Origin of the sequence: Kitasatospora arboriphila, assembly GCF_039528095.1 — a bacterium.
In the GTDB taxonomy this organism is placed as follows: Bacteria; Actinomycetota; Actinomycetes; order Streptomycetales; family Streptomycetaceae; genus Kitasatospora; species Kitasatospora arboriphila.
Map to the genome: position 1 here is coordinate 1 of NZ_BAAALD010000104.1, position 26,271 is coordinate 26,271.

Here is a 26,271-nt window from a genome sequence, read left to right on the forward strand (position 1 = left end):
CGACGGCGCCCCCGCGGGCTGGGCCTGCGCGGCGCTGGCCGAGGCGCTGCACGGGACGGGGGAGCCGTTCGCCGCCGCTCCGGACCGCCGGGGCGGCGCCTGCGCCCTCACCGCCGCCGCACCGGCCGAGACCACCCGCGCGCTACGGGCCGCGCTGCCCCGGTTGCAGTCCCGGCTGACCGGGCGGCGGACCCTGCGGGCGGGCGTCGGACCGCCGGCCGCGCTCGGCGGGGCACTGGTGCAGGCCGCGTACGCGCTGGAGTCCGCCCCCGCCGGCACGGTGGCCAGCAGCGCGGAGACCGATTCGCTGGCGGCGCTGCTGCTCGGCACCCCGCCGGAGGTCCGGGCCGCGTTCCACCACCGGCTGCTCGCCCCGCTGGCCGCCCACGACCGGGCGAACGCCGTTTCGCTGCTGGGCACGCTGGACGCCTTCCTGGCGCACGACTGCTCCTGGACGCGCACCGCGGAGGCGCTCCACCTGCACGTCAACACCGTGCACTACCGGCTGCGCCGGATCGAGGAGCTCACCGGCCGCAGCCTCGCCCGGCTGCAGGACCGCCTCGACCTCCGCGCCGCCCTGCTCTGCGCGCCCGCGGCCGGTCCGGACCGGGCCCCGGCCGCCCGCCCCCGGGCCGCCGCGGGTGCGAGGCGCCGCTGAGGACGGCCGGGGGGCCGCGTCAGTCGGTGCGGGGGCGCAGCCGGGCGGCGACGGTGCCGAGGCTGTCGGCGAGGCCGGTGAGCTGGGCGGGGGTGAGGACGTCGATGAGCGCCTCGCGGACGGCGGCGACGTGGCCGGGGGCGGCGGCGCGCAGCGCCTCCCAGCCCTGGTCGGTGATCTCGGCGAAGACGCCGCGGACGTCGCTGGGGCAGGAGCGTCGGGAGACCAGGCCGCTGCGTTCGAGTTGGCCGACCTGGTAGGTGAGGCCGCTCTTGGAGGTGAGGAGGCGGTCGGCGAGGTCGGTCATCCGCAGCGAGCCGTCGGGGGCGGCGGAGAGCTGGACGAGGATCTCGTACTGGGTGTGGGAGAGGCCGGCGTCCTCCTTGAGCTGGCGTTCGAGGTGGCGGGCGACGAGGTTGGTGGCGGCGACGAAGCCGCGCCAGGCGGCCATCTCGTTCTCGTTCAGCCAACGGGGTTCGTCCATGGGTCGATCGTACCGTGGTTGTTCAAATTTGAATGAGGGTGTACCGTCGACACCAGGTGGTTAAAATTTGAACCACTGGTGACAGGCCACGGAGGACGACCACCATGAGCACCGCAGCCCCCGGGCGCATGCCCACCCTCTACCTCTCGCACGGCGCGCCGCCGCTCGCCGACGACCCGGTCTGGCCCGGTCAGCTCGCCGCATGGTCCGCCGACCTGCCCAGGCCCACCGCGATCCTCATGGTCTCCGCGCACTGGGAGGAGGCCCCGCTCGCGCTGGGCGCCACCACCACCGTCCCGCTGGTCTACGACTTCTGGGGCTTCCCCGAGCACTACTACCGGGTGCAGTACGCGGCGCCCGGCGCGCCCGCCCTCGCGGACGGCGTGCGCAAGCTGCTGCGCACCGCCGGCATGCCGGTGCAGGACATCCCGGACCGCGGCCTCGACCACGGCGCGTACGTGCCGCTGGTGGAGATGTTCCCGGACGCGGACGTCCCGGTGCTGCAGGTGTCGCTGCCCACCCTCGACCCGCAGCGGCTGATGGAGATCGGCCGCAGGCTCGCCCCGCTGCGCGACGAGGGCGTGCTGATCGTGGGCAGCGGCTTCTTCACCCACAACCTGCGGGCGCTCAGCACCGACGGCCGGGTCTCCTCGGTGATGGCCGAGTTCGACGACTGGGGCCGCCGCGCCCTGGAGGCGAAGGACGTGGACGCGCTGCTCGACTTCGAGCACAAGGCGCCGGCCGGCCGCTTCGCCCACCCGCGCACCGAGCACTTCGCCCCGCTGTTCGTGACCCTGGGCGCCGGCGAGGCCGAGCTCGGCACCCAGCGCAGCGTGATCGACGGCTTCTGGATGGGTCTGGCCAAGCGCTCGGTGCAGATCGGCTGAACGCCGCACCCGGCCCGACGGCCCCTCAGTGGGCGCAGGTGAAGCGCTCGCCGAGGTGCCGGGGCTGCTCGATCTCGTCGACCAGGGCGACCGCGAAGTCGGGGATGCTGACGGCGCTGCGGCCCTCGGCGTCGATCACCAGGCGGTCGGTGTCGGTGCGGTAGTGCCCGGTGCGTTCGCCCGGCAGGAGGTCGGCCGCCGGGCTGAGCACCGTCCACTGCAGGTCGGCGACGGTGCGGAAGAAGGCGAGGGCCTCTCCGTGCGCGTGCATCATCTCCCGCACGTCGGCGGTCAGCCCGGGGGTGTCCCAGACGCAGACGCCGGGTGCGGTCTCCAGGCTCCCGGCGCCGCCGACGACGATCAGCCGCGGGGCGGCCGAGCCGAGTGCGCGCAGACCGGCGACCAGGGCCCGGGCGGCCGGTTCGACCAGCCGCCGGGTGCCCGGGCCGTCCCCGCCGCCGACCGCGCTGACCAGGACGTCCTGGCCCTCGGCGACCCGGGTGACGTCCTCGGCGGCGAGCACGTCGCCGCGGGTGATCTCCGGGGTGAGCCCCTGGTAGCGGGCGGGGTCGCGGACGGCCGCGGTGACCCGGTGTCCGCGGGAGAGCGCCTCGGTGACGATGCACCGGCCGATCGACCCGTTGGCGCCGAAGACCGCGATCCTCGCCATGGTGTGCCCGCCTCTCCGTCCGGCAGCGTCTCACCCCCAGCATGGGTCCGGGCCCGTCCGCCGCGGCGCTGCGACGCGCGGCGCCGTCGCACACGGCGGTGCGGCCGCCCGGGGCGGGCCGGCGACGGGGTACGCCGTTGTGCGTAACACCCCCGATCGGGGGTGTCCGGGCGCCGGGGCCGCGGGCACAGTGGCCCCATGCAGACTCCACTCTCCGTGATGGACTTCCTCGACCGGGCCGAGCAGGTGTACGGCGACCGGATCGGGATCGTCGACGAGCCGGTGCAGCCGGCCGGGTCCTGGGGCGAGGTGACCTACCGCAGGATGGCCGAACTGGCCCGCGCCCAGGCCGCCGGCCTCGACCGGCTCGGGGTCGGGCCCGGCGCGCGGGTGGCCGTCGTCTCGCAGAACTCCGCCCGCCTGATGACCTCCTTCTTCGGTGTGAGCGGCTTCGGCCGGGTGCTGGTGCCGGTGAACTTCCGGCTGAAGGCCGAGGAGGTCGCCTACATCGTCGAGCAGAGCGGCGCCTCGGTGCTGCTGATGGACCCGGAGGTGGCGGACGCGCTGGCCGGGGTGCCGGTCGAGCACCGCTTCGTCCTCGGCGCGGAGAGCGACCGGGAGCTGTACGCCTTCGACCGCGAGCCGGTGCGGCACCCCGTCGCCGAGTCGGACACCGCGACGATCAACTACACCAGCGGAACGACCGCGCGCCCCAAGGGGGTCCGGCTCACCCACCGCAACCTGTGGCTGAACGCCACGCTGATGGGCCTGCACTTCGGGGCCGGCGACCGGGACGTCTACCTGCACACCCTGCCGATGTTCCACGCCAACGGCTGGGGCCTGCCCTACGTGATCACCGGCGTCGGCGGCAAGCACGTGGTGCTGCGCAAGGTCGACGGCGCCGAGATCCTGCGCCGGATCGAGCAGCACGGGGTGACCTTCCTGTGCGGCGCGCCCGCGGTGGTCGCCGCCGTGCTCGCCGCCGCCGAGACCTGGGACGGGCCGCTGCCCGGCCGGGACCGGGTGCGGATGGTGGTGGCCGGCGCTCCCCCGCCGACCTCCGTGGTGCAGCGCGTCGAGGCCGAACTGGGCTGGGAGTTCATGCAGCTCTACGGGCTGACCGAGACCTCGCCCGCGGTCACCGTGAACCGCACCCGCGCCGAGTGGGACGCCCTGCCGCCCGCCGAACGCGCCGAGAAGCTGGTGCAGGCCGGTGCGCCCGCGCTCGGCACCACCGTGCGGGTGGACGGGCAGGGCGAGGTCCTCGTCCGCTCCAACACCGTGCTGGACGGCTACTGGGAGCGCCCCGACGAGACGGCGGCCGCGCTGCAGGACGGCTGGTTCCACACCGGGGACGGCGGCACCCTCACCGACGGCTACCTCACCATCTCCGACCGCAAGAAGGACGTCATCATCACCGGCGGCGAGAACGTCTCCTCGATCGAGGTCGAGGACTGCCTGTACGGGCACCCGGCGGTCGAGGAGGTCGCGGTGATCGGCGTGCCCGACGAGAAGTGGGGCGAGACCATCAAGGCGCTGGTAGTGCTCCGCGAGGGCGCGAAGGCCGACGAGGCCGAGCTGATCGCGCACTGCAAGCAGCGGCTGGCCGGCTACAAGTCGCCCACCTCGGTGGAGTTCCGCACCGCGCTGGCCCGCACCGCCACCGGCAAGCTGCAGAAGTTCCGGCTGCGCGAGCCGTACTGGTCCGGCCGGGAGCGCGGCGTCAACTGACGGATCCTCAATTCATTCCGGTCAGCCGAGGATGCCCCGCTCGCGGGCGGCGACGGCCAGTTCGACCCGGTTGCGGGCGCCGAGCTTGTGCATCGCACTCTTCAGGTAGCCCGTCACGGTGTGGCTGCTGAGGCCGAGGCGGGCGGCGATCTCCGGGTTCGTCCGGCCGGTCGCCGCCCACCGCAGCACCTCGTGCTCGCGCGGGGTGAGCCCCGCCTCCGCGGAGCGGCCGGCCGCCCGGCCGCCCCAGGCCGCGGCGCCCGCCAGCGCCCTGGTGGCCGTCCGGGCCAGCTCGGCGACCGCGCCGATCCGCACGTCGCCGAACGGCACCACGGTGCGCAGGGCGGCGTACACCACGCCGTGCACCGCACCGTCGTGGACGAGGGGCACGCCGAGCATCGCGTACAGGTCGTCGGCGCCGACCGCCGCGTCGTAGTGGTGGGAGATGGTGGTCGCGGCCCGGTAGTCGGGCACCCAGGCGGGCGCGCGTTCGGCGAGGGCCCGGCCGCCGAGGCCGGTGCCGGCCGGCACCCGGAGGTTGTGCAGCAGGTCGGCGCGGGTGCCGGCCCAGTGGCGCAGCACCATGGCGTCCTCGGCGCCCTCGGCGCCCTCGGCGCCCTCGGCGCCCCGGGCGTCGGGCACGCCGACCAGGCCGACGTCCGCGCCGCAGTCGGCGACCACCCGGCGGGCCAGGTCCGCGAGCACCGCGGAGCGGACCAGCTCGGCGGCGCGGGTGTCCGGGGGTTCGGGGGCTGCGCTCCTCACCGGGCGATTCTCACACGGGCCCCCTGGTTCGGGGAGGCGTGCGGCAGCAGGATGGGCCTGCCCGCACCACGGGACATGGACGAGAAGGGGAGACGGATGGCCGACATCACCGCGCTGCTCGCGGACCTCGCGGCGGAGAGCGACGGACTGGACGCCCTGGTGGCGGACCTGGACGCCGCGGGACTGGCGAAGGCCACTCCCGCCGAGGGGTGGACGATCGCCCACCAGCTGGCCCACCTGGCCTGGACGGACCGCTGGTCGCTGCTCGCGGCGAGCGACCCGGAGCGGTTCACGGCCGAGGCGCAGCAGGCGTTCGAGGCGGGGTTCGACGTGGTGGAGCGCGGCGCGGCGGAGGGCGCCGGAGAACCGCCGGAGGTGCTGCTCGGCCGCTGGCGGGCCGGCCGGGCGGAGCTCGCGGCGGCGCTGGCGGCCGTCGCGCCGGAGACCCGGCTGCCGTGGTTCGGGCCGCCGATGAAGGCGCCGTCGATGGCCACCGCCCGGCTGATGGAGACCTGGGCGCACGGGCAGGACGTCGCCGACGCGCTGGGCGCCGTCCGGCCGCCGACCGCCCGGCTGCGGCACATCGCGCACCTGGGGGTGCGGACCATGGGGTTCGCGTTCTCGGTGCACGGCCTGCCCGCGCCACAGGTGCCGGTGCGGGTCGAACTCACCGGACCGGCGGGCGAGTCGTGGACGTGGGGTGCCGAGGACGCGGCCGACCGGATCACCGGCCCCGCACTGGACTTCTGCCTGCTCGCCACCCGGCGGCGGCACCTCGACGACCTCGCGCTGACCGCGGTCGGGGACACGGCGCGGGCCTGGCTGCCGATCGTGCAGGCCTTCGCCGGCCCGCCCGGCAAGGGCCGCGAACCGCTGGGCTGACGCCGCCGCGGGCCTGCCGGTCCCCGGCCGGCAGGCCCCGCCCGCGGCCGTCGGCGTGTCCGGTTGACGGTGCGTCACCGACCGGATGCAGTTACGGCGGTGAAACCGCGGCGCGCCGGTGCGCTTAACCCCTCGCCCCTACCCTCGCCGCACAACCCGAGGACAGACGGGAGCGGTGACATGACCGACACGACCAGCCCGCACGCCCCGGCCCGGCCCGACGACGGCGGACTGCCGGGCACCGGGCCGCGCCGCTCGTACCGGGGCAGCGCGGCGGACGAGTCTCTGGAGGACTACTCGCTGCGGTACGCGCCGCACTCCTTCCGCCGCTGGTCGCCGACGGCGGTGGCGTCGACGGCGCTCGGCGGTATCGCCTACCTCGCGGACTACGCGATCGGTGCGGGCATCGTGATGTCGTACGGCTTCACCAATGCGCTGGCGGCGATCCTGACGGCCGCCGTGGTGATCTTCCTGACCGGCATCCCGATCGCCCGGGCGTGTGCGGCGAACGGCGTCGACATGGATCTGCTGACCCGCGGTTCGGGCTTCGGCTACCTGGGCTCGACCCTGACCTCGCTGGTGTACGCGAGCTTCACGTTCATCTTCTTCGCCCTCGAGGGCTCGATCATGGCGCAGGCCCTCCACGAGGTGCTGCACGTCCCGCTGCCGGTCGGCTACCTGCTGACCACGCTGGTCGTGATCCCGATCGTGTTCAAGGGGATGAGCTGGATCGCCCGGATGCAGGCGTGGACGCAGCCGGTGTGGATCGTCGGGCTGGTCGCGCCCTTCGTGGTGCTGGCGTTCCACTCCCCCGGTGTCTTCGGCGCGTTCACGCACTTCGGCGGCACCGCCGGGGTCGGCTCCGGGTTCACCCTGCTCGGCTTCGGGCTCGGCACGGGCGTGGCGCTGTCGCTGATCGCGCAGATCGGCGAGCAGGCGGACTACCTGCGGTTCATGCCGAGGCGCACGCCGGAGAACGCCCGCCGCTGGGACCTCGCGGTGCTGGCCGCCGGTCCGGGCTGGGTGGTGATCGGCGCGTTGAAGCAACTGGGCGGCGCGCTGCTGGCGTTCGCCGCGCTGGACGCGGTCGGCGAGACCAGGGCGCTGGAGCCGATCGCGCCGTACGTGGAGTCGCTGCGGCCCTGGCTGGGCGCGGCGGCGCTGCCGCTGGCCGGCCTGTTCGTGGTCGTCTCGCAAATCAAGATCAACTCGACCAACGCCTACTCCGGCTCGCTCTCCTGGTCGAACTTCTTCTCCCGGCTGACCCACCGCCACCCCGGGCGGGTCTGGTACATCTTCCTCAACTGCGGCATCGCGCTGCTGCTGATGGAGCTCGACATGTTCAGCGCCCTGGGCAGCCTGCTCGGCTTCTACTCCAACGTGGCGATCGCCTGGATCGGCGCCGTCACCGCCGACCTGGTGATCAACAAGCCGCTGGGGCTGAGCCCGAAGCACATCGAGTTCAAGCGGGCCCACCTGTACGCCGTCAACCCGGCCGGCTTCGGGGCGATGTGCGTGGCCGCCGCGGTCTCCATCGCCGCCTTCTTCGGCTGGTTCGGCACGTACGCCAAGGCGTTCAGCCCGTTCGTCGCGCTGGTGCTGGCCATGGCGCTCAGCCCGCTGATCGCCAAGGCCACCGGGGGCCGCTACTACCTGGCCCGGCCCAACCCGGACGCCGGCAACGCGGATGCCACCGACACCCGGGTGTGCACGGTCTGCGAGACCGCGTACGAGGTGCCGGACACCGCGCACTGCCCGTTCCACGAGGGCACCGTCTGCTCGCTCTGCTGCAGCCTGGACGCCGACTGCCACGACGCCTGCACCCGCGGCGCAGCGGACGGGCCCGTCCTGATCGGCATGCCGACCGCCCGGGAGTGAACCCTCAGCGGGCCGCGCCGAAGGCCACGGGCTCCGGGTCTCCGGCGAGGCGGGCGTGCAGGTGCTCGTCGTGGTGGCGGCCGTCTCCGTAGCGGTGCGAGGCCCGCAGGGTGCCCTCCAGCGGGAAGCCGCAGCGGTCGGCGACCCGGCAGGAGGCGGTGTTGCCGACGGCGTGGCACAGCTCGATCCGGCGGACACCCGCGGTGGCGAACGCCCAGCGGGCGGCCGCCGCGGTGCCCCGGGTCGCCACGCCGCGGCCGCGGGCCTCCGGCAGCAGCCGGTAGCCGATGGCGGCCTGCCCGTCGGCACGGTTCGGCCAGTACAGGCCGACCGTGCCGAGCAGGGCCGCGGTGGCCGCGTCCAGCACGGCGAAGCCCGCGACGTCCCCGCTGCCGCCGTCCGCGTGGCCGAGGATCCAGGCCTCGGGGTCGGTCTCGTGGATCGGGTTCCACAGGGCGACCTCCTCGTCCGCGGTGATCCGGGCGACGCCCGGCGCGTACCGCAGCAGCCCGGCGCCCCAGGGCAGCAGGAGGACGTCCCCGAGGTCGAGCGGGACGGGGGCGAAACCGGGCGCGGTGAGGGTCATGGCCACCAGTCGTACCCGCCGCGGCGGCCCGCTGCCAACCGGTTTCCCCGGCCCTGGGACGATCACGGGCATGGAGTTCGAGGACGACGCCGCCCTGCACCTGATCTGCACCGAACGGCTCGGCGAGGAGGCCGGCGGCCGGTTCGCCGCGACGGCCCGCCGGGGCTTCCGGCTGGAGCGCCCGGCCGACGGCGCCCCGGCCACCGGCCGCTGCCGGCTCGGCGGCCCCGCCCTGCTGGAGCCCGGCACCCCCTGGCCCGTCCACGACGGCATGCCGCTCTCCCTGCTCGCCGTCCTCGACACCGACGCGCTCGCCCCCTGGCTCGGCGACCACCTGCCCGTCCGGCCCGGCCTGCTGAACTTCTTCCAACTCGACCCGGACGTCCCGTACGAGCAGTACGCGAAGCTCGACACCTCCTCCCCCGCCATGTACCGGGTGCTCCCCGCCGACCCGGCGCGGGCCGTGGAGACGGACGCGCCCGGACCTGCGACGCGCTACCCCGCGGTGCCCGTCCGCACCGAAGGGGTCGTCATGCTCCCTGACTGCTGGGACGTCGAGGACGAGGACCTCCCCTTCGACCGGGACGCGCACTGGGGCGCCCCCTCGCTGCTCCTCGACACCATGGAGGGCCTGAACGGCAACACCGCCGACCGCCACCGCGCCTTCGGCTGGCCGGACACCTCCTACGGCTCCCCGGTGACCGTCCGGGACGCCGACGGGCCCGCCGTCCACCTGCTGCAGCTCGCCGGTGACGCCGAACTGAACTGGGGCTGGGGCGACGCCGGTTCGCTCTACTTCACGATCCCCGCCGGGGCGCTCGCAGCCGGCGACTTCACCCGGGCCGGCGCCGAGGGCCGGTGCTGCTGAACCCCCGGCCGAACCCCCGGCGGGGCCCGGCCGGGCGGTGTGCGAGAGTGGCGCGATGAGGACGATCGGACTGATCGGCGGAATGAGCTGGGAGTCGACCGCCGAGTACTACCGGCTGCTGAACGAGCTCACCAGGGAGCGGCTCGGCGGGCTGCACTCGGCGAAGTGCGTGCTGTACTCGGTCGACTTCGCCGAGATCGAGCGGCTGCAGACCGCCGGCCGCTGGGACGAGGCGGGCGAGGTCCTGGCCGGGGCCGCGCGCTCGCTGGCCGCGGCTGGCGCCGACCTGCTGCTGATCTGCACCAACACCATGCACAAGGTGGCCGACCGGGTCGAGGCGGCGGTGGACGTGCCGCTGCTGCACCTCGCCGACACCACGGCCGGGGCCGTCCGGGCCGCGGGGCTGCGCCGGATCGGCCTGCTCGGCACCGCCTTCACCATGGAGCAGGACTTCTACCGGGGCCGCCTCGCCGGACACGGCCTGGAGGTACTGGTGCCGGACGCCGCCGGGCGGGCCGAGGTGCACCGGGTGATCTACGAGGAGCTGTGCCTCGGCGTGGTCCGCGAGGAGTCCCGGGCCGCGTACCGCGAGGTGATCGCCGGCCTGGTGGCCCGCGGCGCCGAGGGCGTGGTGCTGGGCTGCACCGAGATCGAGCTGCTGGTCGGGCCCGAGGACAGCCCGGTGCCGGTCTTCCCGACCACCCGGCTGCACGCCGAGGCGGCCGTGGCGGCGGCCCTGGCCTGACATCCCGTCCGGACACGGGTCACAGGCCGAGCCGCAGTGGGTCGAGGCGGGTGGCGACCGGGTTGGTGGCGGACCACCTCACCGCTCCCGGTCCGACGGCCCCCGCACCGCCGTTCTGGACGAGCACACGCTCGCCCTGGTCGACACGGTGCTGCGCGAACGCGTCCGCCGCCGCCCCGCTGCACCAACCCCATCTGGTCGTCAGCAGGGTGACCGCCGCACCCGAGCCTGATTCAGCAGCACCAGCACAGCCTCCTCGGCACCAAGCTCATGCAGGAGGCCTTCCGGCCCGCGAAGGGCGGTCAGGAGGACGGCCCCCTCACGGACCCCGAGACCGCCGGCCGGCAGCCGTCCCCGGCGGCGGGGCGCGTCAGCTCTCCCGTGCGGCGGCCTTGGCGTCGATCTCGGCGATCAGGCCTTCGATCAGGGTCTTGATCTCGTCGCGGATCGGGCGGACGGCCTCGACGCCCTGGCCGGCCGGGTCCTCCAGCTTCCAGTCGAGGTACTTCTTGCCGGGGAAGTACGGGCAGGCGTCGCCGCAGCCCATGGTGATGACGTAGTCGGACGCCTGGACTGCCTCGGTGGTGAGGATCTTCGGCTTCTGGTCGGAGATGTCGATGCCGAGCTCGGCCATCGCGGCGACGGCGGACGGGTTGACCATCTCGCCGGGCACGGATCCGGCGGAGCGGACCTCGACGCGGTCGCCGGCGAGGTGGGTGAGGAAGCCCGCGGCCATCTGGGAGCGGCCGGCGTTGTGGATGCAGACGAACAGCACGGAGGCGAGCGGCGTGGTGGTCATCGGTGGCATGTCCTTCGTTGTGCGGTGACCCCGGATCCGATGCGGGACGACCGGGGATTTCAGCGGCATCCGACCGGCGATGCAGCCGGAAGGAACCGCAGGTCAACCCCGGTGGCGGCCGGGCGGCGGGGCTCGCCAAGCGGGCTCGGCACCGGTAACGTATCAGCCCATGGTGACGTCAGTCGACAGTGATGTGTTGAGGGTCTTGGCCGACCCGCTGCGGATGCGGATCGTCCAGCTCCTCGCCCGCGAGGCGCTGTGCACGACCCATCTGGTGGCGGAGACCGGCGCCAGACAGACCAACCTGTCGAACCACCTGAAGCTCCTTCGGGACGCCGGCCTCGTGGACACCGAGCCGTGCGGGCGCTTCACCTACTACTCGCTCCGCCCCGAGGCCCTGGAGGCCCTGGCCGGAGACCTTGCCGGGCTGGCCGCCACCGCCCGCGAGGCAGCAGGCCGCAAGCGCTCCTGCTGAATCCCCCCACAGTCCCACCGGCGGCTTTCCCCGCCCTGCATGAGGAGTGTCCTTGAGCGTCATGGACGAGGCGAGATCCGAGACTGACCCCGTGAACCACGTGGACGCCGCCGAGGAGCCGCTGGCGGTCGAGCCGCCGCCGGTGCCGCTGCTGAACCGCCTCGCGGCCGAGTCGGTCGGCACCGCCGCACTGGTGGCGGTCGTGGTCGGCTCCGGCATCCAGGCCACCGAGCTCAGCCAGGACGTCGGCCTGCAGCTGCTGGCCAACTCCCTGGCCACCGTCTTCGGCCTCGGCGTGCTGATCCTGCTCCTCGGCCCGGTCTCCGGCGCGCACTTCAACCCGGTCGTCACCCTCGCGGAGTGGTGGTCCGGCCGCAAGGACCCGAAGGGCCTCGGCGCGCGGGAGGTCGCCGCGTACATCCCGGCGCAGATCGCCGGTGCGATCGCGGGTGCGATCCTGGCGGACGCCATGTTCGGCAAGCCCCTCGTCGAGTGGTCGACGCACGACCGCTCGGCCGGGCACCTGCTGCTCGGCGAGGTCGTCGCCACAGCCGGCCTGGTGCTGCTGATCTTCGGTCTGGGCAAGAGCGACCTGCTGCGGTTCGCCCCCGTCGCGGTCGCCTCCTACATCGGTGCCGCGTACTGGTTCACCTCTTCCACCTCGTTCGCGAACCCGGCGGTGACGATCGGCCGCGCGTTCACCGACACCTTCGCCGGCATCGCCCCGTCCTCGGTTCCCGGGTTCATCGGAATGCAGCTGATCGGCGGCGCCGTGGGCCTCGCGCTGGTCGTACTGATCTTCGCCCACCGCACCGGCCGCAAGTAGCCGCCACCGGCCGTCGCACACCCCTCCAACGTGTGCGGCGGCCGCGCCATCTCCGGGAGACGCTCATGAGCCAGCAGCCCGCAGCCGTCGACGTCCTGGTCGTGGGCGGCGGTCAGGCCGGCCTGGCCGCCGGCTACTACCTGCGCCGCACGAAGCTCGACTTCGCCGTCCTCGATGCGGCCGATGCTCCGGGCGGCTCCTGGCAGCACTACTGGGACAGCCTGCGCCTGTTCTCCCCGGCCGCTTACTCATCGCTGCCGGGCCGGCCGATGCCCCACCAGGCCGGGCAGACCTACCCGGATGCCGAGCACGTCGCCCAGTACCTGGCCGAGTACGAGAAGCGGTACGAGCTGCCCGTCCACCGCCCCGTGACGGTCCGGGCAATCGAGGACACCGGCGACGGCCTGCTGCTGGCCCACACCGATACCGGCACCTGGCTCACCCGGGCGCTGGTCATGGCCACCGGCACCTGGTCCCGGCCGTTCCTCCCCGCGCTGCCCGGCCGGGAGGCCTTCGCGGGCCGCCAGCTCCACACCCACGGATACCGCACCGCCGCCGACTTCACCGGCCGGCGGGTCGTCGTGGTCGGCGGCGGGAACTCCGGCGCCCAGATCGCCGCCGACCTCGCCGGGCAGGCCGCCGCCGTCCGCTGGACCACCCTGCGCCCGCCGCGTTTCCTCCCGGACGAGATCGACGGCCGGGCCCTGTTCGAGATCGCCACCCGCCGCGTCGCCGGCGACGGGCCGCGGATCTCCGACCTCGGCGACATCGTCACCGTCCCGCCCGTCCGCGCCGCCCGCGACCGGGGCCTGCTCACCGCCCGTCCGATGTTCGAACGGATGGAGGCGGACGCGGTGGTCCGGGAGGACGGGGAGCGGTGGCCGTGCGACGCGGTCATCTGGTGCACCGGCTTCCGCCCGGCCCTCGGGCCGCTCGCCGCACTCGGCCTGCGCGGCGGCGCCGGCCGTATCCCCACCGACGGCACCCGGGCCCTGGCCGACGAGCGCATCCATCTGCTCGGCTACGGCGACTGGACCGGTCCGGCGTCCGCCACGCTCATCGGCGTCGGCCGCACCGCCCGTTCCGCCGTCGCGGAGATCCAGCAGCTTCTCGCCTGACGCACCGCTCAGTCGACGACCGGGCTGCGGCGCTCGATCAGCGCGACGTCGCGCCACGTGCCGTGGTGGCGGCCGATGCGCTCCCGGATGCCGATCACCCGGAACCCCGCCCGCGCGTGCAGGGCGAGGCTGGCGGTGTTCTCCGGGAACACCCCGGACTGGATCGTCCAGATCCCGGCCGCCTCCGTCGAGGCGATCAGTGCCTCCAGCAGCCGGCCGGCGACGCCGCGGCCACGCGCGCCGGGGTGGACGTAGACCGAGTGCTCGACCACCCCGGCGTACGCGCACCGGTCCGAGACCCGGCTCGCCGCGACCCAGCCCAGCACCTCACCGGCCTCGCCGAGGGCGACGAAGCGGTGGTCGGGCAGCTTGGCGGCGTCGAACGCCTCCCAGCTCGGGGCCGCGGTCTCGAAGGTGGCGTTCCCCTCGTCGATACCGGCCTGGTAGATCGCCAGCACCTGCCCCGCGTGGGAGTCCGCCATCGGGACGATCGCGACATCAGCGGGCATGGCCGGTGTCCTCGCTCTCGCCCAGGATCGCCGTGACCGCGGCCGGAAAGACCGCAAGGCAGGTCCGGTTGACCTCGTACCTGGTGGAGGTGCCGTGCTTCTCGGGCAGGACGAAGCGGACCTCGGCGAGGACCTTCAGGTGGTGGGAGACCGTGGACTGCCCGATCGGCGACCGTTCGACGATCTCGCCCACGCTCATGGGGCGACCCTCGGTGGCGAGCAGGTGCAGCAGCTGGATCCGGGTCGGGTCGGCGAGCGCCTTGAACCACGCCGCATACAGCGCGGCGGCCTCGGCGTCGATCACGGGGGTGGTGCAGCTCGACTCATTCATCGACAATCGACGATAGTCGATGAATCGGGCGGGCGGGAAGTCCCGGACAAGCCGGGCACCCGGGCAGGCGGGCGGGTCCGGTCAGCCGCCGGCTGCGGTGAGCATGGCGGCCATGGCAGCGAGCACGCCCGGGGCGACGCGGTAGTAGACCCAGGTGCCGCGGCGCTCGGAGGTGAGCAGGCCGGCCTCGCGGAGCTTCTTGAGGTGGTGGGAGACGGTGGGCTGGGAGACGCCGACGTCCTGGATGTCGCACACGCAGGCCTCGCCGCCCTCGTGGGACGCGACGCGCGAGAACAGCCGCAGCCGGACCGGGTCGGACAGGGCCTTGAACATCGCCGCCATCTTGACCGAGTCCTCCTCCGACAGCGGGGCGGAGGTCAGCGGCGGGCAGCACGGCACGGCCTCCGGCTCCAGCACCGGCAGCTCGATCACCTGGGGATTCGACATGTATCTATGTTGGCATCTGTCGAATCACTTCGGAAGTCCCGCCCCGGCCGGCCGGAACGGGGCCGCACATCCGCCACCGAGAGCTTCCGACTTCGACAATCGTCTATGTTGACGCCCATCGAAGCAGGTGTCATGCTGGCCACACGGCAGGCCATCGACAAACGTCGAAACAAGGCCCCGTTCGCCTTCGGGAGGCAGCCATGACCGAGCCCACCGCCCCTGCCCCGGCCGTCCGGTCCACCACCGGCTGCTGCGGCGCCAAGAACGACGCCCCGGCCCCGACGGTCGAGGTGGAGACCGCGGCGACCCCGTGCTGCGGCACCGCGAAGGACGCCGCCGAGACCGGCTCCTGTTGCGCCCCGGCCGCCAAGAGCGAGGCCGTCGCCGCCGGCACCGGCTGCTGCTGACCCGCCCCCGTCCGAAACGCCTGACCGATCCATCGAGCCGGAGATCCTGAGATGAGCGAGAACACCCCCGCCGCCGCCCTGCCCGTCGCCGTCGTCGGCGCCGGTCCGATCGGCCTGGCCGCCGCCGCCCACCTGATCGAGCGCGGCATCGAGCCCGTGGTGCTGGAAGCCGGGCCCTCCGCGGGCACGGCGGTGCGCGAGTGGGCCCACGTGCGGCTGTTCTCCCCGTGGGCGGAGGTGATCGACCCGGCCGCCGAGAAGCTCCTGGCTCCCACCGGCTGGATCCGGCCCGACGGCACCGTCTACCCGTCCGGCGGCAACTGGGCGACGCAGTACCTGCAGCCGCTCGCCGACGCGCTGGGCGACCGCGTCCGCTACAACACCCGGGTGACCGGGGTGGCCCGCGCCGGACGGGACCGCATCGTCGACTCCGGCCGCGACGAGCAGCCGTTCACCGTGCACGTCGAGCACGCCGACGGCCGCGAGGAGCGCCTCCTGGTGCGCGCCGTCGTCGACGCGTCCGGGACCTGGTCCACCCCGAACCCGCTCGGCGCCAACGGCCTGCCCGCTCTCGGCGAGCGCGCCGCGAACGGCCGCATCTCCTACCGGATCCCCGACCTTGCGGACCCGGCCGTCCGGGAACGGTTCGCGGGCAAGCGCACCGCGGTGGTCGGCACCGGCGCCTCCGCGTTCACCGCACTGGCCCACCTCGCCGACCTCGCCAAGACCGAGCCCGGTACGCACACCGTGTGGGTCCTGCGCCGCGGCATCACCGGCAGCACCTACGGCGGCGGCGAGGCCGACCAGCTGCCCGCCCGCGGCGCCCTCGGCCTGCGCGCGAAGAAGGCCGTCGAGGACGGCCACGCCAGCGCGCTCACCGGTTTCCGCACCGCCGCCGTCCAGACCGAGGGCGGCAAGGTCGTCCTGGTCGCCGAGGACGGCCGCCGCAGCGAACCGGTGGACCAGGTCGTCGTCCTGACCGGCCTGCGCCCGGACCTGTCCTTCCTGTCCGAGGTCCGGCTCGGCCTCGACGAGCGCCTCCAGGCCCCGACCGCGCTCGCGCCGCTGATCGACCCGAACCAGCACTCCTGCGGCACCGTCTACCCGCACGGCGCTGCCGAGCTCGCCCACCCCGAGGAGGGCGTGTTCCTGGTCGGCATGAAGTCCTACGGCCGGGCGCCGACGTTCCTCGCCATGACCGGATACGAGCAGGTCCGATCGGTCGCCGCCCGCCTCGCCGGCGACGCGGAGGCGGCCGCGCGCGTCGAACTCACCCTCCCCGAGACCGGGGTCTGCGGCGGCGCCGGTCTGTTCGACGAGCCCGCCGCGGCCCGGAGCGACGGCGGTGGCTGCTGCTCGGTGCCGGCCGCACCCCAACTGATCGCCCTCGGCGCCCCCGCCACCGAATCCTCGTCGTGCTCCACCAGCGGCGGCTGCTGACCGGCCCGTGACTGCCACTCACCTCGGCGGGGCCGCGACCGGAACGGAGGACCGGTCGCGGCCCCGCGCCGTGTTGCCCGCCCCGTGCATCACCCGGATCACCGGCTGGGGCATCCTCTACTACGCCTTCCCCGTCCTCGCCCCGCGCATCACCGCCGACACCGGCTGGACCACCGCGCAGGCGACCGCCGCGTTCACCGCCGCCCTGCTCCTGTCGGCTCCGGCCGGCATCCCGGTCGGCCGGATCATCGACCGCTAACGGGCACACCCTCAGGGGTGAACATCCGTTCGCCATTCTTCGAGTCCGAATCGCCTGGCCGAACTGCAGGAACACACGGCCCGCGACCCTGCGTGTCGGCCGGGACGCCGAGTGGCCCGTCCAGCACAGTGGGTGGAGGCGGGCCGGCGGCCGGACCGCAGCAGGCGGGAGCGACGGGCGGAGGCGGGGAAGCGTGGACTGGAAGCTCGAAGTGGTGGTCGTCCCGGTCTCCGACGTGGACCGGGCCAAGCACTTCTACGCCGACCGGGTCGGTTTCGTGGTCGACACCGACACCCGGATCGGCGCGGAGGCCCGGATCGTCCAGCTGACCCCGCCGGGCTCGGCCTGCTCGATCATCATCGGCACCGGGGTCAGCGACTCCCAGCCCGGTTCGATGCAGGGTCTGCAGCTGGTGGTGGACGACGTCGAGGCGGCCAGGGCGGCCCTGGTCGAGGGCGGCGTCGAGGTCAGCCCGGTGCAGCACTTCGAGGACGGGGTGAAGGCCGAGGGCAAGGGCGGGGACTGGAACTCCTTCGTGTTCTTCGCCGACCCGGACGGCAACGGCTGGGCCGTCCAGGAGCGCCCGGCCCGCCCCTGAGCCTCCGCCTGCCCAGTCTCCGACGGCCGGGCCTCCGCCTGCCGGGCCTCCGCCCGGTCAGGCGCGTTCGATGGCCACCGCCGCGGCGTCGTCCTTCAGCCGTCCGCCGACGTGCGCCAGCAGGTCGCGGCGGAGCCGGTCGACCAGCGCGGACGGCTCGACGCCGCCCCAGTCCGCGGCGCGTTCGGCGAGCGGGTAGAAGGCGCGTTCGCCGTCGCGGGCCTCGGTGACGCCGTCGGTGTAGAGCAGCAGGGTCTCGCCGGAGTGCACGTCGTAGGCCTCCTGCCGGTAGTGCGCGCCGGGCAGGGTGCCGAGTCCGATCGGCGGGGCGGAATGGACCGCCTCCAGGGTGCGGACGGCCTTGCCCTCGGCCAGCAGCAGCGGCGGCGGATGTCCGCAGTTGGCGATCCGGACCGGCTCCACCGGGTCGTCGGGCAGGTCGGCGAGCAGCACGGTGACGAAGCGCTCGACGGCGTCGTCCCCACCCGCGTTCCCGTCCGCGCTCCCGGTGGCGTTCCCGGCGGTCTCGGCCAGGTGGCGGGCGAAGCCGGCGTCGAGGGCGGCGGCGAGGCCCGGCAGCCCGGTGTGGTGGTGGGCGAGTTCGCGGAAGGCGCCGAGCACCTGGGCGGCGTCCTCGATCGCGGTGAGGCCCTTGCCGCGGACGTCGCCGATCAGCACCCGGGTGGCGCCGGGCACCCGGGTGGCCGCGTACAGGTCGCCGCCGAGCAGGGCCTCGTCCTCGGCGGGCAGGTAGAGGGCGGCGAGCCGCAGCGGCCCCAGCCGGTCGGGCAGCGGCCGCAGCAGCACCCGCTGCACCGTCTCGGAGACGGACCGCACCCGGGTGAGTTCGCGCCCGCGTCTCTCCCGGACGCGGCAGTACAGCACGATCAGCGTGGAGACCAGGATCAGCGCGATGATCTGGGTCTCGTGGTTGGTGGTGAACAGGCCGCCGTGGAAGATCCCGATGACCACCTGCGCGGTCACCGCCAGGGCGCCGATCAGGCCGGTGAACCAGGGGCCGCCGAAGGAGGCGGTGATCGCGGGGGCGACCACCAGCAGCGGGCCGAGGTGCACGTCGGTCGGGGAGGCGAGGTCGACCACCGAGATCAGCACGATGAAGCCCAGCGGGATCATCACCAGCGCATGGGCTCGCTGCCACGCCCCGCGCAGGGCAGCCGGGCGCCGCCGTCCGTGCACCGTCACCCCTCCACCCTGCACCCGCGACGGTCCGCACACCTCCGCGACACGGCCCGCGGCCCGGCGGCACCACGGCGCTCCGCAGGCCCGGCGTCAGGGCGGGCGGCAGGGCGGGCGGCGCCGTTGACCGTGATCTTGGACAGCCCCTACAGTCGGGACCGCTCCCGTACCAGTCCGCCGGAAGGTCCATGATGAAGCGTCACGACTGGCTGGACCGCATCCGGCAGCTCGATCCGGAGACGGACTACGCGGAGATCTACCGGATCAGCAGCTGGTACGAGTTCCCCTGGGACACCAACCAGTCGCTCGGCTTCGCGCTCTACCGCACCTACGCGGTGCCCTCCATCGGCCGGCTGCTGGCCCGGACGGGAGAGTTCACCGGGCGCGCGCAGAAGCGGTACGACGACACCGTGCTGATCCTGGAGGCCGTGCTGGAGCACGGCTTCGGCTCGGAGCAGGGCCGTGAGGCGATCCGCCGGATGAACGGGATGCACCGGCGGTACGAGATCTCGAACGAGGACTTCGTCTACGTCCTCGCCACCTTCGTGGTGGTGCCCAAGCGCTGGCTCGACGACTACGGCTGGCGGCCGTACTCCGCGCACGAGGTCCGCGCCGCCGTCAACTACTACCGCGAGCTCGGCCGGCACATGGGCCTGCGGGACGTCCCGGAGACGTACGAGGAGTTCGAGCGGCTGCTGGACGCCTACGAGCGGGCGAACTTCGCCTTCGACGAGGGCGGCCGGGCGGTCTCCGACGCGACCCTGGACCTCACCGCGAGCTGGTACCCGCGCCCGCTCGGCGTCCAGATGCGGCGCTCCTCGATCTGCCTGCTGGACGACCCGCTGCGGGAGGCGTTCGGCTACCCGAGGCCGCCGGCCGTCCTCACCGCGCTGGTCCGCGGCGGGATGCGGCTGCGCGGCCGGCTGGTCCGGCTGCTGCCGCCGCGCCGCAAGCCCCACCTGGCCCGGGACGGCCGGCAGGTCCGCGGCTACCCCGACGGGTACCGCATCTCCGAGCTCGGCACGTTCGAGGCACCGGCCGGCGGGCCCGCCGACGGGAGGACCGGCGGCGGCTGCCCCTTCGGCGCGGGGGCGTCCTGACGCACCGCCGCTCCCGGGCACTGTCGGCGGCCCGTGCCAGGCTGGCGGGATGACCGAGAACCCCGAGAACCCCGCGACGGCGAACCCCGTTCCCGAGATCCCGCCGCAGAACTACTCCCAGGCGTGGGACGACGGCGGCGCCCGGCCCGCCCTCCCGCTGGTCGGCGACGAGCGGGAGATCCTCACCGCCTACCTGGAGCACCACCGCGAGACGCTGGCCCTCAAGTGCGCCGGGCTGACGGCCGCGCAGCTGTCCGAGCACGCGGTGCCGCCCTCCCGGCTGACCCTGCACGGGCTGCTGCGGCACCTCGCCGGGGTCGAGCGGTGGTGGCTGCACCTGCAGTTCGCCGGGCTGCCGACGGAGATGCTCTACTACTCCGACGACGACCCCGACCAGGACTTCGAGACCCTCGACGGCGACCCGGCGCAGGCGCTCGCCGTCTGGCGGGCCCAGTGCGAGCGCTCGCGGGAGATCGTCGCCGCCGCCCCCTCGCTGGACGTCACCGGTGTACACCGGGCCACCGGGCAGCCGGTGTCACTGCGCCGCATCCTGGTCCACATGATCGCCGAGTACGCCCGCCACGACGGCCACGCGGACCTGCTGCGCGAGCGCCTCGACGGCGCGACCGGTTACTGACCGCCGCTCGGGCTCGGCTGCCCCGCGCCCGGGCCGGGCTGCCCGGTGGCCGGGGTGGTCCCGCCGGTGCCGTGGGTCGGGCGCCCGCTGCCTCCCGGGACGGGCCGGCCGGTGGCGGGGGCCGTCTGGTCGCCGCCCCGGGTGGGCCGCCCGCCCTGGGTCGGCTGCCCGGTGGCCGGCTGCCCGCCGCCCTGGGTCGGCCGGCCCGTCCCCGGGGTCGGCTGCTCGGAGTCGGACGGCTCCGCGGCGGACGGCAGCCGCACCGCGGTGAACTCGCCGGCCGGGACGCCGTCCAGGGCGTCCTCGACGGCCTGCCGCCAGATCGGACCGGCGACCGCACCGCCGAAGGCGGCGTCGATCCGCTCGCCGCCCATCCGCTGGCCCTCCAGCGGCGCCGGGTTCATGGTGTCGCTGACGACCGTCGCGGCGGCCATCTCCGGGGTGTAGCCGACGAACCAGACCTGCCGGCCCTCGTTGGTGGTACCGGTCTTGCCGGCCGTCTCCCGGTCGGACAGGCCCGCGGTGTGGCCGGTGCCGCCGTCCTCGACCACGCCGCGGAGCATCGCGGTGACGGTGTCCGCGGTGGTCTGCGACAGCGCCTCGGTGCAGGAGGCCTTCGGCACCGCGAGGGACTTGCCGTCCGGGCCGGTCACCGAGGTGATCGCGGTCGGCGCGCAGTAGGTGCCGTGGGCGGCGAACGCCGCGTACACGCCCGCCATCTCCAGCGGCGTCAGGTCGTTGCTGCCGAGGGTCATCGACGGCACCACGCTGAGCTTCTCGCCGCCGGCCTGCTGGGTGATGCCCAGCTTGGCGGCCGTCTTCGACACCTCGCACAGGCCGGTCTCGGCCTCCAGGTTGGCGAAGTAGGTGTTGACCGACTGCTTCATCGCGGCCGGCATGGCGAAGCTGCCGATCAGGTCGCGGCTGTCGTTGTGCACCTCGCCGCTCTCCGGGAAGCGGCCGCCCGAGCAGTCCTGCATCGCCGGCCACGGCATGCTGTAGCCCGAGGTGTAGGTGCGGCTGACCGGGATGCCGTTCTCCAGCGCCGCCGCCGCCACGATCGGCTTGAAGGTGGAGCCGGTCGGGAAGCCGAGGCCGCCGCCCATCTTCTTCGGCACGTTCAGGTTGATCGTGGTCTGGTCCTTGCCGAGCCCGTACGGGCGGCTCTGCGCCATCGCCAGCACCTTGCCGGTGCCCGGCTGGACGACCGACATCACCGCGGCCGGCCGGTCGGACGGCGCGGCGTGCGCGGTGACGGCCTGCTGCACCGCCTTCTGCGCCTTGGGGTCGAGGGTGGTGCGGATCTGGAGGCCGCCGCGCTTCCACAGCGCCTTCCGCTCCTCCGGGGTCTTGCCGAAGGCCGGGTCGGAGAGCACCACCCGCTGCACGTAGTCGCAGAAGAAGCCCTCGCCCGTCCCCGCGGTGATGCAGCCCTGGTGGGCCCGGGTCACCTTCAGCTCCACCGGGGTGGCGATCGCCTCCGCCGCCTGCGCCGCGGTGATGTGCCCGAGCTCGGCCATCCGGCGCAGCACGGTGTCGCGCCGGGTCTTGGCCGCGGCCGGGTTGACGATCGGGTCGTAGGCGGACGGCGACTGCACCAGGCCGGCCAGCAGGGCCGCCTGAGGGAGCGACAGGTCCTTGGCGTGCACGCTGAAGTACCGCTGGGCGGCGGTCTCTATGCCGTACGCCTTCTCGCCGAAGAAGGTGATGTTGAGGTAGTTGGCGAGGATCTGGTCCTTGGTCAGGGTCTCCTCGACCTTGATGGCGTACTTGAGCTCGCGGATCTTGCGGTCCAGGGTCTGCCGCTGCGCCTCCTGGACCTTCTGCACGTCGTCGCCCGCCTGGTCGACGAAGACGTTCTTGACGTACTGCTGGGTGAGGGTGGACGCGCCCTGCGCGGTGGTGCCGGAGGCGGCGTTGGAGTTGAGCGCGCGCAGCACGCCCTTCAGGTCGACGGCGCCGTGCTGGTAGTAGCGGCTGTCCTCGATGTCCACCAGGGCGGTCTTGACCAGCGGCGACATGGCGTCGGCGTCGACGACCGTGCGGTCCCGGCTGTAGATGGTGGCGATCGTGCCGCCGGCCGCGTCGTAGACGGTCGACGCCTGCGAGAGCGGCGGCGTCCTGAAGTCGTCCGGCAGGCTGTCGAAGTCCTCCACCGCAGACTGCGCGCCGAGCCCGGCGGCCCCCACGGCGGGCAGGGCCAGGCCCGCGACGAGGACGCCGCCCAGGGCGCTCGCGCCGACCAGACGAGCAGCCAGAAGGACCTTCTTGCGGTAACCGATGGAGTTGTGACGCGCCATGGGATCGACCCTAGGCGAACCATCGCCCGCCACGAACCGGTTTTCTTCCCGCTTTCGTCACAACTCCGTGACAGCGCTCGCCGGTCCTCCCCGCGACTCCCCCCGGGGGCGGCCGGCGGCGCGCCGGGCCGGGTGCTCTTGACGCGGCGGCGTCCGGTGGCAAGCCTTGGTCCCGGCCGGTCCCCCCCGGCCGCGACCGGCCCAGGAGGTCAACGGTGACCGCACAGGCGTCCCACACGCACGGCCGCACCGACGTGCCGCTGCTGGACGAGACGATCGGGCAGTGCCTGGACCGGGCGGTCGCCGCCCACCCGGAGCGCGAGGCGCTGGTGGACGTGCCGAGCGGCCGCCGCTGGACGTACGCCGAACTCGGCCGGGACGTCGACCGGGTGGCCCGCGGCCTGCGGGCGCGCGGGGTCGGCCGCGGCGACCGGGTCGGCATCTGGGCGCTCAACTGCCCGGAGTGGGTGCTGGTGCAGTACGCCACCGCCCGGCTCGGCGCGATCCTGGTGAACATCAACCCGGCCTACCGGACGCACGAGTTGGCGTACGCGCTGAACCAGTCCGGGGTGGGCCTGCTGGTCGCCCAGCCCGAGTACCGCACCAGCGACTACCGGGCGATGGTGGCCGAGGTCCGCGAGGAGTGCCCGGGCCTGCGGGAGACGCTGTGGATCGGCGACCCGGAGTTCCTGGAGCTCGACGGGGACGGGGGGTTCCCCGCCGACCTGGCGCCGGACGACCCGATCAACATCCAGTACACCTCGGGCACCACCGGTTTCCCGAAGGGCGCCACCCTCTCGCACCGCAACATCCTCAACAACGGCTTCTGGGTGGGCGAGCTGGTCGGGTACACCGAGCAGGACCGGATCTGCCTGCCGGTGCCCTTCTACCACTGCTTCGGCATGGTGATGGGCAACCTCGCGGCGCTCAGCCACGGCGCCTGCGTGGTGATCCCCGGCCAGGGCTTCGACCCGGCCGCCACCCTGCACGCGGTCCAGGCCGAGCGGGCGACCTCGCTCTACGGCGTGCCGACGATGTTCATCGCCGAGCTGGGTCTCGCCGACTTCGCGACCTACGACCTCACCTCGCTGCGCACCGGCATCATGGCCGGCTCGCCCTGCCCGGTGGAGGTGATGAAGCGGGTCCAGACCGAGATGCACATGGCCGAGGTGGCCATCGCGTACGGGATGACCGAGACCTCGCCGGTCTCCACCCAGACCCGCCGCGACGACGACCTGGAGCACCGCACCGGCACGGTCGGCCGGGTGCTGCCGCACCTGGAGGTGAAGGTCGTCGAGCCGGAGACCGGGCGGACGGTCGGCCGCGGCGAGCCCGGCGAGCTGTGCACCCGCGGCTACTCGGTGATGATCGGGTACTGGAACGAGCCGGAGCGCACCGCCGAGGCGATCGACGACGGGGGCTGGATGCACACCGGCGACCTCGCGGTGATGCACGAGGACGGCTACCTGGCGGTCGTCGGCCGGATCAAGGACATGATCATCCGCGGCGGCGAGAACGTGTACCCGCGCGAGATCGAGGAGTTCCTGCACACCCACCCGGCGATCGCCGACGTCCAGGTGGTCGGCGTGCCCGACGAGCGCTACGGCGAGGAGGTCTGCGCCTTCGTGGTGCTGCGCGACCCGGACGGCACGCTCGGGGCCGAGGAGGTGGCCGAGTTCTGCCGCGGCCGGCTCGCGCACTACAAGACCCCCCGCCACGTGCACGTGGTCGAGGGCTTCCCGATGACGGTCAGCGGCAAGGTGAGAAAGAACGAGCTGAGGGAACGGGCGGCCCGCGCACTCGCCGGGTGAGCCCCCGCCCCGGGCGGCGGGAGTGCCGGGCGAGGGCCCGGCCACCACCGGGTCGCGGTCCGTTACGCTGGTGGCGTGATCCTTCTCGTCAGCCGTCGCCACGTGGACCTGCTCCGCGTCACGAGCATGTCCTGTCGACGCTCCGGCTGATCCCGCTCGTCCTCCGCCCTTCGGGCACACACCCTCCCCCGGCCCCGCTGCACCGGCCACACCCGGCGCGGCAGCGGCAGCGTCCCCGGCGACCGCCGGGCCCGCCGGGGCATTCGACACCCAGGTGATGTCACCCATGACCCAGCAGTCCCGTCCCACCGGTTCCACCGGACCCCTCGACGACCGCGCCGAGAACCTCCCGGTCATCGACCTCTCGCTGGCCGACGGCAGCGCCCAGGACCGCGCGCGGCTGCACGCGGCACTCCGCTCCGCCGCCACCGACGTCGGCTTCTTCCAGCTCGTCGGCCACGGCGTGACCCCGGCCGAGACCGCCGCGCTCACCGACGCGATGCACGCCTTCTTCGGCCTCCCCGAGGCCGACCGGCTGGCCGTGAGCAACCTGAACTCCCCGCACTTCCGCGGCTACACCCGGACCGGTGACGAGCGGACCGGCGGCAGCCGGGACTGGCGCGACCAGCTCGACATCGGCGCCGAACTGCCCCCGCACGTGCCCGGCTCCGGCGAGCCGCCGTACTGGTGGCTGGAGGGCCCCAACCAGTGGCCCGACGCGCTGCCCGAGCTGCGCGAGGCCTCGCTGCACTGGATCGACCGGCTCGGCGGCGTCGCCCGCAGGCTGCTGCACGAACTGCTCACCGCGATCGGCGCCCGGCCGGACTTCTACGACGACGCCTTCGCCGGCCACCCGCACCTGCGGCTGAAGCTGGTCCGCTACCCCGGGACGGCACCGGACGGCGCCGGGCAGGGCGTCGGCTCGCACAAGGACTACGGCTTCATCACCCTGCTGCTGCAGGACACCGTCGGCGGCCTGCAGGTGGAGCGCTCCGACGGCTCCTTCCTGGAGGTGCCGCCGATGGAGGGCGCCTTCGTGGTCAACCTCGGCGAGCTGCTGGAGGTCGCCACCGACGGCTACCTGAAGGCCACCAGCCACCGGGTGGTCAGCCCGCCCGGCGCCCGCGAGCGGTTCTCGGTGCCGTTCTTCTACAACCCGCGGCTGGACGCGCACATCGAGCCGCTCGAGTTCCCGCAGGCCCACCACGCGCCCGGTGCCACCCAGGACCCGGCGAACCCGCTGTTCGCCGAGTTCGGCCGGAACGAGCTGAAGGGCTACCTGCGGGCGCACCCCGAGGTCACCCGCCGCCACCACGCCGACCTGCTGCCGCTCACGGCCGCCTGACGGCGGGCCCGGGCGGCCCGGGGGCCGTTCCCGGGCGGAGGCACCGGAGGCTCGCAGCGACGATCGCGGATCGTTCCGTCACCGTGCCGAGAATGTTCTAGCATGGTGCGAACAATCCGCGATCGTCCGCGTCCGGAGGGATCCCCGTGCCCGCACTGCCGTTAACCCGACCGTCCCTGCCGTCCCTGCCGTCCCTGCCGCCCCGGCCGTCCCGTGCCGCGGTCACCGTCACCGTCCTGCCGACCGCGGCCGCAGCCGCGGCCGTCCTGCTGGTGTACGCCCGGCTGCGGCCCCAGCTGCCCGAGCCGCTCGCCGTGCACTTCTCCGGCGACGGCGCCGACGGCACCCTGCCCGGGTGGCGCTTCCTCGCCGCCTCGCTCGGGCTGATCGCGCTCACCGGCGGCGCCCTCGCCCGCCTGGCGCTCGCCGACACGCTGCCGGCCCGGGCCCGCCGCGCCCTGACCGCCGCCTCCACCGCCGCGGCCGCCCTGCTCGGCACCCTGTGCTGCCTGGTGCCC

General features: G+C 74.0%; 28 protein-coding genes and 1 pseudogene. 19 read left to right on the forward strand and 10 right to left on the reverse strand.

Annotated features, from left to right (window positions below):
• A partial coding sequence (locus ABD353_RS33525; protein ID WP_344627467.1) for a PucR family transcriptional regulator occupies window positions 1–658 on the forward strand: 658 nt, incomplete at its 5' end.
• A 19-nt stretch (window positions 659–677) separates the two neighbouring features.
• Here ABD353_RS33525 and ABD353_RS33530 read toward each other — a convergent pair.
• A complete protein-coding gene (locus ABD353_RS33530) occupies window positions 678–1,142 on the reverse strand; it encodes a MarR family winged helix-turn-helix transcriptional regulator (protein WP_344627468.1) in 465 nt (154 codons plus the stop codon).
• A 104-nt stretch (window positions 1,143–1,246) separates the two neighbouring features.
• On the opposite strand from ABD353_RS33530, the gene ABD353_RS33535 reads away from it, so the two are divergent.
• On the forward strand, window positions 1,247–2,029 hold the full coding sequence (locus ABD353_RS33535; protein ID WP_344627469.1) for a dioxygenase family protein: 783 nt from the start codon (window positions 1,247–1,249) through the stop codon (window positions 2,027–2,029).
• A 25-nt stretch (window positions 2,030–2,054) separates the two neighbouring features.
• Here the strand turns inward: ABD353_RS33535 and ABD353_RS33540 are convergent, their stop codons facing one another.
• On the reverse strand, window positions 2,055–2,699 hold the full coding sequence (locus tag ABD353_RS33540; RefSeq protein ID WP_344627470.1) for an NAD(P)-dependent oxidoreductase: 645 nt from the start codon (window positions 2,697–2,699) through the stop codon (window positions 2,055–2,057).
• Between the two features lie 198 nt (window positions 2,700–2,897).
• On the opposite strand from ABD353_RS33540, the gene ABD353_RS33545 reads away from it, so the two are divergent.
• The gene (locus ABD353_RS33545; RefSeq protein WP_344627471.1) at window positions 2,898–4,430 is read left to right on the forward strand and encodes an AMP-binding protein; all 1,533 of its coding nucleotides are present in this window, start codon (window positions 2,898–2,900) and stop codon (window positions 4,428–4,430) included.
• Window positions 4,431–4,451: 21 nt separating this feature from the next.
• Here ABD353_RS33545 and ABD353_RS33550 read toward each other — a convergent pair whose 3' ends face one another.
• Window positions 4,452–5,195: a helix-turn-helix transcriptional regulator gene (locus ABD353_RS33550; RefSeq protein ID WP_344627472.1), complete on the reverse strand. Its 744-nt coding sequence runs from the start codon at window positions 5,193–5,195 to the stop codon at window positions 4,452–4,454.
• Window positions 5,196–5,291: 96 nt separating this feature from the next.
• Between ABD353_RS33550 and ABD353_RS33555 the strand changes: the two genes are divergently transcribed.
• A complete protein-coding gene (locus ABD353_RS33555) occupies window positions 5,292–6,077 on the forward strand; it encodes a TIGR03084 family metal-binding protein (protein ID WP_344627473.1) in 786 nt (261 codons plus the stop codon).
• A 180-nt stretch (window positions 6,078–6,257) separates the two neighbouring features.
• A complete protein-coding gene (locus ABD353_RS33560; RefSeq protein ID WP_344627474.1) occupies window positions 6,258–7,955 on the forward strand; it encodes a purine-cytosine permease family protein in 1,698 nt (565 codons plus the stop codon).
• A gap of 4 nt (window positions 7,956–7,959) precedes the next feature.
• On the opposite strand, the gene ABD353_RS33565 is transcribed toward ABD353_RS33560, so the two are convergent.
• Window positions 7,960–8,541 carry a GNAT family N-acetyltransferase gene (locus ABD353_RS33565; protein ID WP_344627475.1) on the reverse strand — a complete coding sequence of 194 codons (582 nt, stop codon included), beginning with the start codon at window positions 8,539–8,541 and terminating at the stop codon, window positions 7,960–7,962.
• A gap of 70 nt (window positions 8,542–8,611) precedes the next feature.
• Here ABD353_RS33565 and ABD353_RS33570 point away from each other — a divergent pair, with 70 nt between their 5' ends.
• Window positions 8,612–9,409: a DUF1963 domain-containing protein gene (locus tag ABD353_RS33570; protein ID WP_344627476.1), complete on the forward strand. Its 798-nt coding sequence runs from the start codon at window positions 8,612–8,614 to the stop codon at window positions 9,407–9,409.
• Window positions 9,410–9,464: 55 nt separating this feature from the next.
• Window positions 9,465–10,154 carry an aspartate/glutamate racemase family protein gene (locus ABD353_RS33575; RefSeq protein ID WP_344627477.1) on the forward strand — a complete coding sequence of 230 codons (690 nt, stop codon included), beginning with the start codon at window positions 9,465–9,467 and terminating at the stop codon, window positions 10,152–10,154.
• A gap of 370 nt (window positions 10,155–10,524) precedes the next feature.
• Here ABD353_RS33575 and ABD353_RS33580 read toward each other — a convergent pair whose 3' ends face one another.
• Window positions 10,525–10,953: an arsenate reductase ArsC gene (locus ABD353_RS33580; protein ID WP_344627478.1), complete on the reverse strand. Its 429-nt coding sequence runs from the start codon at window positions 10,951–10,953 to the stop codon at window positions 10,525–10,527.
• A 169-nt stretch (window positions 10,954–11,122) separates the two neighbouring features.
• Between ABD353_RS33580 and ABD353_RS33585 the strand changes: the two genes are divergently transcribed.
• The 3 genes from ABD353_RS33585 (at window position 11,123) to ABD353_RS33595 (ending at window position 13,372) form a co-directional block, all read left to right on the forward strand.
• A complete protein-coding gene (locus ABD353_RS33585) occupies window positions 11,123–11,428 on the forward strand; it encodes an ArsR/SmtB family transcription factor (RefSeq protein WP_344627479.1) in 306 nt (101 codons plus the stop codon).
• A gap of 61 nt (window positions 11,429–11,489) precedes the next feature.
• Window positions 11,490–12,254, forward strand: coding sequence for an aquaporin (locus ABD353_RS33590; protein ID WP_425555309.1), 765 nt, complete (start codon window positions 11,490–11,492; stop codon window positions 12,252–12,254).
• Window positions 12,255–12,319: 65 nt separating this feature from the next.
• Window positions 12,320–13,372, forward strand: coding sequence for an ArsO family NAD(P)H-dependent flavin-containing monooxygenase (locus ABD353_RS33595; protein ID WP_344627480.1), 1,053 nt, complete (start codon window positions 12,320–12,322; stop codon window positions 13,370–13,372).
• Window positions 13,373–13,380: 8 nt separating this feature from the next.
• Here the strand turns inward: ABD353_RS33595 and ABD353_RS33600 are convergent, their stop codons facing one another.
• The 3 genes from ABD353_RS33600 to ABD353_RS33610 all read right to left on the reverse strand — a co-directional run bounded on the left by ABD353_RS33600 (window position 13,381) and on the right by ABD353_RS33610 (window position 14,659).
• Window positions 13,381–13,881 carry a GNAT family N-acetyltransferase gene (locus ABD353_RS33600; RefSeq protein WP_344627481.1) on the reverse strand — a complete coding sequence of 167 codons (501 nt, stop codon included), beginning with the start codon at window positions 13,879–13,881 and terminating at the stop codon, window positions 13,381–13,383.
• The gene (locus tag ABD353_RS33605; RefSeq protein WP_344627482.1) at window positions 13,871–14,212 is read right to left on the reverse strand and encodes an ArsR/SmtB family transcription factor; all 342 of its coding nucleotides are present in this window, start codon (window positions 14,210–14,212) and stop codon (window positions 13,871–13,873) included. Before ABD353_RS33605 ends, ABD353_RS33600 begins: the two co-directional genes overlap by 11 nt.
• An 81-nt stretch (window positions 14,213–14,293) precedes the next feature.
• A complete protein-coding gene (locus tag ABD353_RS33610; RefSeq protein WP_344627483.1) occupies window positions 14,294–14,659 on the reverse strand; it encodes an ArsR/SmtB family transcription factor in 366 nt (121 codons plus the stop codon).
• A gap of 200 nt (window positions 14,660–14,859) precedes the next feature.
• Here ABD353_RS33610 and ABD353_RS33615 point away from each other — a divergent pair, with 200 nt between their 5' ends.
• The 4 genes and pseudogenes from ABD353_RS33615 to ABD353_RS33630 all read left to right on the forward strand — a co-directional run bounded on the left by ABD353_RS33615 (window position 14,860) and on the right by ABD353_RS33630 (window position 17,363).
• The gene (locus tag ABD353_RS33615) at window positions 14,860–15,066 is read left to right on the forward strand and encodes a hypothetical protein (RefSeq protein WP_344627484.1); all 207 of its coding nucleotides are present in this window, start codon (window positions 14,860–14,862) and stop codon (window positions 15,064–15,066) included.
• 51 nt (window positions 15,067–15,117) lie between these two features.
• Window positions 15,118–16,506: an NAD(P)-binding domain-containing protein gene (locus tag ABD353_RS33620; protein WP_344627485.1), complete on the forward strand. Its 1,389-nt coding sequence runs from the start codon at window positions 15,118–15,120 to the stop codon at window positions 16,504–16,506.
• Window positions 16,507–16,513: 7 nt separating this feature from the next.
• Window positions 16,514–16,762: pseudogene (locus ABD353_RS33625) on the forward strand (MFS transporter); the annotation flags it as partial.
• 196 nt (window positions 16,763–16,958) lie between these two features.
• Window positions 16,959–17,363: a VOC family protein gene (locus tag ABD353_RS33630; RefSeq protein ID WP_344627486.1), complete on the forward strand. Its 405-nt coding sequence runs from the start codon at window positions 16,959–16,961 to the stop codon at window positions 17,361–17,363.
• Window positions 17,364–17,420: 57 nt separating this feature from the next.
• Here the strand turns inward: ABD353_RS33630 and ABD353_RS33635 are convergent, their stop codons facing one another.
• Window positions 17,421–18,497: a PP2C family protein-serine/threonine phosphatase gene (locus tag ABD353_RS33635; protein ID WP_344627493.1), complete on the reverse strand. Its 1,077-nt coding sequence runs from the start codon at window positions 18,495–18,497 to the stop codon at window positions 17,421–17,423.
• Window positions 18,498–18,751: 254 nt separating this feature from the next.
• On the opposite strand from ABD353_RS33635, the gene ABD353_RS33640 reads away from it, so the two are divergent.
• A complete protein-coding gene (locus ABD353_RS33640; RefSeq protein ID WP_344627494.1) occupies window positions 18,752–19,660 on the forward strand; it encodes an oxygenase MpaB family protein in 909 nt (302 codons plus the stop codon).
• A 49-nt stretch (window positions 19,661–19,709) separates the two neighbouring features.
• Entirely contained in the window at window positions 19,710–20,297 is a 588-nt protein-coding gene (locus ABD353_RS33645) for a DinB family protein (RefSeq protein WP_344627487.1), read from the forward strand.
• Here ABD353_RS33645 and ABD353_RS33650 read toward each other — a convergent pair.
• Window positions 20,291–22,597 carry a transglycosylase domain-containing protein gene (locus tag ABD353_RS33650; protein ID WP_344627488.1) on the reverse strand — a complete coding sequence of 769 codons (2,307 nt, stop codon included), beginning with the start codon at window positions 22,595–22,597 and terminating at the stop codon, window positions 20,291–20,293. The two genes, ABD353_RS33645 and ABD353_RS33650, sit on opposite strands and share 7 nt — an antisense overlap.
• Before the next feature lie 215 nt (window positions 22,598–22,812).
• On the opposite strand from ABD353_RS33650, the gene ABD353_RS33655 reads away from it, so the two are divergent.
• The 3 genes from ABD353_RS33655 to ABD353_RS33665 form a co-directional block, all read left to right on the forward strand.
• A complete protein-coding gene (locus ABD353_RS33655) occupies window positions 22,813–24,408 on the forward strand; it encodes an AMP-binding protein (protein WP_344627489.1) in 1,596 nt (531 codons plus the stop codon).
• A gap of 286 nt (window positions 24,409–24,694) precedes the next feature.
• Window positions 24,695–25,753 carry an isopenicillin N synthase family dioxygenase gene (locus ABD353_RS33660; protein WP_344627490.1) on the forward strand — a complete coding sequence of 353 codons (1,059 nt, stop codon included), beginning with the start codon at window positions 24,695–24,697 and terminating at the stop codon, window positions 25,751–25,753.
• Window positions 25,754–25,899: 146 nt separating this feature from the next.
• The coding region (locus ABD353_RS33665; RefSeq protein ID WP_344627491.1) for a hypothetical protein at window positions 25,900–26,271 on the forward strand (372 nt) is incomplete at its 3' end.

Excerpts from the sequence above, each read along its gene's own strand:
- ABD353_RS33530 (WP_344627468.1), bottom strand. The coding sequence starts at position 1,142 with ATGGACGAACCCCGTTGGCTGAACGAGAACGAGATGGCCGCCTGGCGC.
- ABD353_RS33535 (WP_344627469.1), top strand. The coding sequence starts at position 1,247 with ATGAGCACCGCAGCCCCCGGGCGCATGCCCACCCTCTACCTCTCGCAC.
- ABD353_RS33540 (WP_344627470.1), bottom strand. The coding sequence starts at position 2,699 with ATGGCGAGGATCGCGGTCTTCGGCGCCAACGGGTCGATCGGCCGGTGC.
- ABD353_RS33545 (WP_344627471.1), top strand. The coding sequence starts at position 2,898 with ATGCAGACTCCACTCTCCGTGATGGACTTCCTCGACCGGGCCGAGCAG.
- ABD353_RS33555 (WP_344627473.1), top strand. The coding sequence starts at position 5,292 with ATGGCCGACATCACCGCGCTGCTCGCGGACCTCGCGGCGGAGAGCGAC.
- ABD353_RS33560 (WP_344627474.1), top strand. The coding sequence starts at position 6,258 with ATGACCGACACGACCAGCCCGCACGCCCCGGCCCGGCCCGACGACGGC.
- ABD353_RS33565 (WP_344627475.1), bottom strand. The coding sequence starts at position 8,541 with ATGACCCTCACCGCGCCCGGTTTCGCCCCCGTCCCGCTCGACCTCGGG.
- ABD353_RS33570 (WP_344627476.1), top strand. The coding sequence starts at position 8,612 with ATGGAGTTCGAGGACGACGCCGCCCTGCACCTGATCTGCACCGAACGG.
- ABD353_RS33575 (WP_344627477.1), top strand. The coding sequence starts at position 9,465 with ATGAGGACGATCGGACTGATCGGCGGAATGAGCTGGGAGTCGACCGCC.
- ABD353_RS33580 (WP_344627478.1), bottom strand. The coding sequence starts at position 10,953 with ATGACCACCACGCCGCTCGCCTCCGTGCTGTTCGTCTGCATCCACAAC.
- ABD353_RS33585 (WP_344627479.1), top strand. The coding sequence starts at position 11,123 with ATGGTGACGTCAGTCGACAGTGATGTGTTGAGGGTCTTGGCCGACCCG.
- ABD353_RS33590 (WP_425555309.1), top strand. The coding sequence starts at position 11,490 with ATGGACGAGGCGAGATCCGAGACTGACCCCGTGAACCACGTGGACGCC.
- ABD353_RS33595 (WP_344627480.1), top strand. The coding sequence starts at position 12,320 with ATGAGCCAGCAGCCCGCAGCCGTCGACGTCCTGGTCGTGGGCGGCGGT.
- ABD353_RS33600 (WP_344627481.1), bottom strand. The coding sequence starts at position 13,881 with ATGCCCGCTGATGTCGCGATCGTCCCGATGGCGGACTCCCACGCGGGG.
- ABD353_RS33605 (WP_344627482.1), bottom strand. The coding sequence starts at position 14,212 with ATGAATGAGTCGAGCTGCACCACCCCCGTGATCGACGCCGAGGCCGCC.
- ABD353_RS33610 (WP_344627483.1), bottom strand. The coding sequence starts at position 14,659 with ATGTCGAATCCCCAGGTGATCGAGCTGCCGGTGCTGGAGCCGGAGGCC.
- ABD353_RS33615 (WP_344627484.1), top strand. The coding sequence starts at position 14,860 with ATGACCGAGCCCACCGCCCCTGCCCCGGCCGTCCGGTCCACCACCGGC.
- ABD353_RS33620 (WP_344627485.1), top strand. The coding sequence starts at position 15,118 with ATGAGCGAGAACACCCCCGCCGCCGCCCTGCCCGTCGCCGTCGTCGGC.
- ABD353_RS33635 (WP_344627493.1), bottom strand. The coding sequence starts at position 18,497 with ATGATCCCGCTGGGCTTCATCGTGCTGATCTCGGTGGTCGACCTCGCC.
- ABD353_RS33640 (WP_344627494.1), top strand. The coding sequence starts at position 18,752 with ATGAAGCGTCACGACTGGCTGGACCGCATCCGGCAGCTCGATCCGGAG.
- ABD353_RS33645 (WP_344627487.1), top strand. The coding sequence starts at position 19,710 with ATGACCGAGAACCCCGAGAACCCCGCGACGGCGAACCCCGTTCCCGAG.
- ABD353_RS33650 (WP_344627488.1), bottom strand. The coding sequence starts at position 22,597 with ATGGCGCGTCACAACTCCATCGGTTACCGCAAGAAGGTCCTTCTGGCT.
- ABD353_RS33660 (WP_344627490.1), top strand. The coding sequence starts at position 24,695 with ATGACCCAGCAGTCCCGTCCCACCGGTTCCACCGGACCCCTCGACGAC.